Raw genomic sequence first — 5,001 nt, 5'->3', positions numbered from 1 at the left:
ATTCCTGGAGAGGACAGCTCGAAGCGTCAATCGTTCGGTGGGTCAGGCCTGCCGAGCAGCGCCGCGGTGAATCCTCACAGTCGTTCGTACAGTGGTGCGCTCCCCCTGGACGCCATGAACCACGCCCGCTCCACGGTGTGTGGGTCGACGGCGGACGGGATGGGAACTGGGGAGAGTGGTGGGTTGAGGTGGTGCGCGTGGCAGTTTCGTTTCGAACGCTGAGCTACGCAAATGTCTCGGAAGCACAAGGTGCCTATGAGGGCAGCCGTTTGAGGCCTAATCTCCTCGGCGAGGGGGAGGCGCGCTGCGACGACAGCCCACTATTGCGCGGCCTGCAGAGATGACCCAACTACTGTTAACGGCGCTGGGTGGTGCGCTGACCGCCGTCCTGGTGTCCCTCTTCGCCACGTGTACCCGTCAAGGAAAACGTGTTTGGGCCCGTGCGCGGTCCTGTCCACGACGATGGCGAGTCCGCAGAGAAGCCCGAGCCGCCGGGCCAGGGCAGGGGGATCGAGCATGGCTCATCAAGCCGATCGATGGCGACACCTTCGATGGTGAGATCGAAGTCATGGGCAGAGTCCTTGACCTGCCGGAAGAGCATGAAGTGTGGATTGTTCACCGCCTTCCGAACGGCGCTGAGATTTGGCCGAAGGAGAAGCTAGCCCCGGACGTGGCCGGGTGGTTCGAGGTGATCACCTTGGAAGGGGGCAGAGCGCGTTCAATGTCTCTGGTTGTATTGCTGACACCCAAACAGGTGAGCCAAGAGTTCGAAGACTGGTTCGAGCGAGGGAGACAGACGGGTCATTTCCCCAGCCTCCAGCTTCCGTCTTCTACACGCGTGCTGGCCAGCGCTGTCGTTCGCTATGAGGCTACTCGATAGGTCTTGCCTACGATGGTCAGGACGCTCAGTGCCACGGGATGGATACCGGCTAGTGTGCTGAGTCGAATTTGTCAAGGGCGACCCTGCAGGGCCGTTCAGACCGGAGCGTGGGCGAGGCTGGTCTCGGGAGCCGGTCAGCCATGAACGCAGGTGAACGGCTTCGTACGAGGATCACCACCCCACCAACACAGTTGGAAAGCGTGCGCCTTCCGTCGCCAGGGAGCGGAGGGGTGGGGTCGGGTCTTGCGTTGTCGGGGTGGTGTGGGTTTGGAGTGGCTGGCCTGGTTGTGCCGCAGTGGGATCGGTGTGGGGTGGTGTGCGGCAGATGCGGGGGTCTTCATGCATTCGACGGACGGGACCGTCCATGCCTTGGCGGAGGCCGGTGTGGATGAGGTGTTCTTCAGCTATCCCAGAGTGGATCGCGCCGCGGTTCTGCCTTTGGTGGGGGCGCTGAGGGAGGCGGGGGTGGGTGTCTTCCTGGACGAGTCGGGGATCGACGAGTTCGAGGGCGTTACCGACAGGATCCGGGCGGCGTTGGCGGGGGCGCGGTTGTTCGTGGCCTACTGCTCGGCCGCCTATCCTGCTCGTCCGGCTTGTCAGTGGGAGTTGTTGACTGCGTTCCGTGCGGCTACCGCGCTGGGGCGGGCGAGCGAGCGCATCCTGGTCATTAATCCGGAGCCTCTTGCGGATCACATCCAGCCGGTGCAATTACGGGACGCCCGGTACTGCGTTGCTGCCGAGCCCGGGTCTACGGTGCGTCTGGTTGAGCGGATCGTGGCACGTGCTGGGTTGTCTCCGGGATGTCTCGGGGATGCGATCGAGTCGGAAAGGCCGGTGTGGCGGCCGCTGGAACATGTGGGTTCGGAACGGTTCGTCGGCCGGGTGAGCGAGTTCTGGCAGCTGCATCATGCACTGCATGCGTTCGAGTACCCGGCGACGCAGGACGGGGCGTCGGCCGGTCAGGCCGTCGTCATGGGTTTGGGTGGGGTGGGGAAGACGCTGCTGGTCGAGCAGTACGCCCGCCGCTTCGCCTCCTTCTATCCGGGCGGGATCTACTGGTTCACCTCGGCCGCCAGCCACAACCCTGACGCGCCGAACCCTGGCAGTGGGCAAGCGGATACCAGCAGGTTGCGGCGGCCCTCGCGCTCGACGCCACCGCGCTCGATCCGGCGCAGGTACGGGAGGCGGCCCGCCGGCACATCCACACGGTGGGCGCGCCGTGCCTGTGGATCGTCGACGACGTTCCCGGCGAGCTCCCTCCCGATGTGGTGCGGGAGCTGGCGGCGCCGCATCCGCTGGGCCGCACGGTCATGACCACACGCTGGCGCGGTTACCAGCTGCCCGTCATCGACGTCGATGTGCTGCATCCGGATGAGGCCTACCGCCTGCTCACCACCGCCCGCGTCCCGAACAATCCGGCCGAAAGGACAGCCGCGCGGACTTTGGTGCAGCGCTTGGGCAGTCACGCCCTGGCCGTCGACCTGGCCCGCGGCTGCCTGGCCGACCAGCCGGGCCTGACCTACACCGAGCTCCACAGTCAACTTGATGACACCCAGCACGGCGACGCCTTCCAGGATCTGGTCGACGACCTGTACATGCAGGTGCCCACCGACCACACCAGCGACATCGCCGCCACCTTCGCCCGCAGTCTGCGCCACCTCGACGACCACGCCTTGACACTGATGCGGATCGCTGCCCTCCTCGCTCCCGCCCCGCTGCCCGAACGCCTCCTCACCAGCATCAGCAGCAATCTGAGCCACCAGGACGACCAGAGCACCCGGCGCGTAAACCGACGTTCCCTGTCCGCCGCCCAGCGGCGCTCCCTCATCCGCCAAACGGGCACCGAGCCCCCGAGCTGGTTCGTGCACGCCCTGGTCAGCCGCACCCTCATCCTGGACCCCGAAGCAGCACGGTTCAGGCCTACCCTGCGCCGAGCGGCTCTTGCGGCCACCACGGGCCTCATGCGGGCCGTCTACACCCCCGGCCGACTAGACCTGGCCGACGTCATGCCTCATGCGCGCGCCCTCGTCGAAGAGCTCGACACCGGCGAAAGCCTCGACCTGCTGGACAGCGTGGCCCGCTACGACTACGAGAGCGGACAACCTGCCGGCGCCGTACACCATTACCAACGCCTGACCGACGCACGCACGACCCGACTGGGCGAGGACCACCCCGCCACCCTGGCCTCCCGCATCAACCTCGCCGGCGCCTACCGAGCGGCGGGGAACCTGGCCCGGGCCATCCCCCTGCTGGAGCAGAACCTCACCGATTACGAGCGGGTGCTGGGCGAGGACCATCCCGACGCCCTGGCCTCCCGCAACAACCTCGCCTACACCTACCAGGCGGCGGGGGACCTGGGCCGGGCCATCCCCCTGTTCGAGCAGAACCTCACCGATTACGAGCGGGTGCTGGGCGATGACCATCCCGACGCCCTGGCCTCCCGCAACAATCTCGCCGGCGCCTACGAGTCGGCGGGAGACTTGGCCCGGGCCATCCCCTTGTACGAACAGACCAGGGCGTCAAGGTCGTTCGTACAGTGGCGCGCCCCACCTTGACGCCCTGAACCACGCCCGCTTCACGGTGTGTGGGTCGACGGCGTACGGGACGGGAGCTGGGGTGAGTGGTGGGTTGAGGCTGCCGTTATATGGCTCGGTGGCCAACCACGTCCCCGCCGGGATCGTCGGCGAGTACGACGGCTGCGGTGATTCGCTTGCCCACCGGTTCTCGGGTGACGCAGAAGGTCTGGGATACCGCCATCACGATCTCCAGGCCATGCTTGCCGATCCGGTTCGGGTCCGTTTCCAGCACTGACGGCAACGTCGTACTGCTGTCCCAGACATTCACCTGCACGGCACCCTCGCTGATCTCCAGGTCCACCAGGCAGGGGCCGGGTGCGTATTTGCGTGCGTTGGTCACCAGCTCACTCACGACCAGTTGCACCATGCCCATCGCGCGCTTGGACACCGGCAAACCATGATCAACCTGCACCGACGTGAGGAAGTCGCGGGCCATGTCACGGGCCTCTGCGATCTCCGCGGTGCCCTCGAACACAGCGGAAACCGCTATCCGACGGTCCACGAGCGGCTCTTGCCCCTCACTTTGCCCAGCCAGATCCATGGCATCCGCCTCACTTCCGAAGCGCCGCTGCATTCCCATCCCCGCTACCCCCGAAACATCACAACATTCTCTCCGCAGTAACGACCGGAACTGCGCGGGGCGGGTGGAACAGGGCGCGGCGGACGCAGAACGCTACAGACGCTTGCGTGGCGGCCGAGGAGCCAGCGCCTGGCGGAGAAAGGACGCGCGAGCCCGCCCTATAAGAGCCGTGGCGAACCACACGTGCCCCCTGCGTGCCCGATCCAAGGGCACGGGGCGGGGAACAGCGGGGAGTCATGGTGACCCGACCACGAGAAGGCGCAGGTCAACGTCTCACCAGGTCAGATGCCATCCGCATACGCGATCTTCCAATGGGGCTGCATATCTAGATGCGCAGGCAGCAGGACTTCGCCAGGATGCGGCCGTGACCGAACCCTTCATCAACGTGAACCGCGGCCCTGAGGGCGCGCCCTATCAGTGTCCGTGTTGCGGCTACCTGACGCTTGCAGAGCGCGGCCTCTACGAGATCTGCGCCGTGTGCTTCTGGGAGGACGACGGCCAGGACGATCACGACGCCGACAGGGTACGCGGCGGACCGAACGGTCGGCTGAGCCTGACTGAGGCCCGTCGCAACTTTCACGCCATGGGCGCATGCGACGAGCGGTGCACCCAGTTCGTTCGGGAGCCACTGTCACACGAGCATCCACTGTCCTGAGATCACCGGTTGACGGGCCGTCCCGGGGCCGTCAAAGGGGGCTCAACGACGACCAACGCCGACAACCACCGACAGCTAAGTCGCAGGTCGCAGCGTTGATCGATTACACAGCGGCAGGTCAGAGACCTGCCCCTTCACTTCTTCGGCTACTGACCGAGCTGGCGCCCGAGGTCCGCCCGGCCAGCGTTCGTGGACCATTGCAGTACAGCAACCCTGACTCACGGGGAACTGGGGGTCAAAAGGGTGACTTCCGTCGGGACCCGATCAGGCAGGGGAATCCGCATGCCATGACCACGAGCGCCCAACTTCG

Annotated in this window: 4 protein-coding genes; 3 read left to right on the top strand and 1 reads right to left on the bottom strand. The window is 66.0% G+C overall.

The window, feature by feature from the left end:
* Positions 1–1,219 precede the first annotated feature (1,219 nt).
* The gene (locus AB0A61_RS40795; RefSeq protein WP_361304622.1) at positions 1,220–2,194 is read left to right on the top strand and encodes a toll/interleukin-1 receptor domain-containing protein; all 975 of its coding nucleotides are present in this window, start codon (positions 1,220–1,222) and stop codon (positions 2,192–2,194) included.
* A complete protein-coding gene (locus AB0A61_RS40790) occupies positions 2,191–3,435 on the top strand; it encodes a tetratricopeptide repeat protein (protein WP_361304619.1) in 1,245 nt (414 codons plus the stop codon). The genes AB0A61_RS40795 and AB0A61_RS40790 overlap by 4 nt, the downstream gene beginning before the upstream one ends.
* Before the next feature lie 85 nt (positions 3,436–3,520).
* On the opposite strand, the gene AB0A61_RS40785 is transcribed toward AB0A61_RS40790, so the two are convergent.
* Entirely contained in the window at positions 3,521–3,997 is a 477-nt protein-coding gene (locus tag AB0A61_RS40785) for an ATP-binding protein (protein ID WP_361304625.1), read from the bottom strand.
* A gap of 403 nt (positions 3,998–4,400) precedes the next feature.
* Between AB0A61_RS40785 and AB0A61_RS40780 the strand changes: the two genes are divergently transcribed.
* A complete protein-coding gene (locus AB0A61_RS40780; protein WP_361304616.1) occupies positions 4,401–4,691 on the top strand; it encodes a CPCC family cysteine-rich protein in 291 nt (96 codons plus the stop codon).
* The last annotated feature ends 310 nt before the right edge of the window (positions 4,692–5,001 follow it).

The sequence above is a fragment of the Streptomyces sp. NPDC046197 genome (genome assembly GCF_040646295.1).
Classification (GTDB): domain Bacteria; phylum Actinomycetota; class Actinomycetes; order Streptomycetales; family Streptomycetaceae; genus Streptomyces.
This window is presented reverse-complemented; position numbering and strand designations above follow the sequence as displayed.

Bases quoted from the DNA above. Each gene is read 5' to 3' on its own strand.
- AB0A61_RS40785 (WP_361304625.1), bottom strand. From the start codon at position 3,997: ATGGATCTGGCTGGGCAAAGTGAGGGGCAAGAGCCGCTCGTGGACCGT.
- AB0A61_RS40795 (WP_361304622.1), top strand. From the start codon at position 1,220: ATGCATTCGACGGACGGGACCGTCCATGCCTTGGCGGAGGCCGGTGTG.
- AB0A61_RS40790 (WP_361304619.1), top strand. From the start codon at position 2,191: ATGACCACACGCTGGCGCGGTTACCAGCTGCCCGTCATCGACGTCGAT.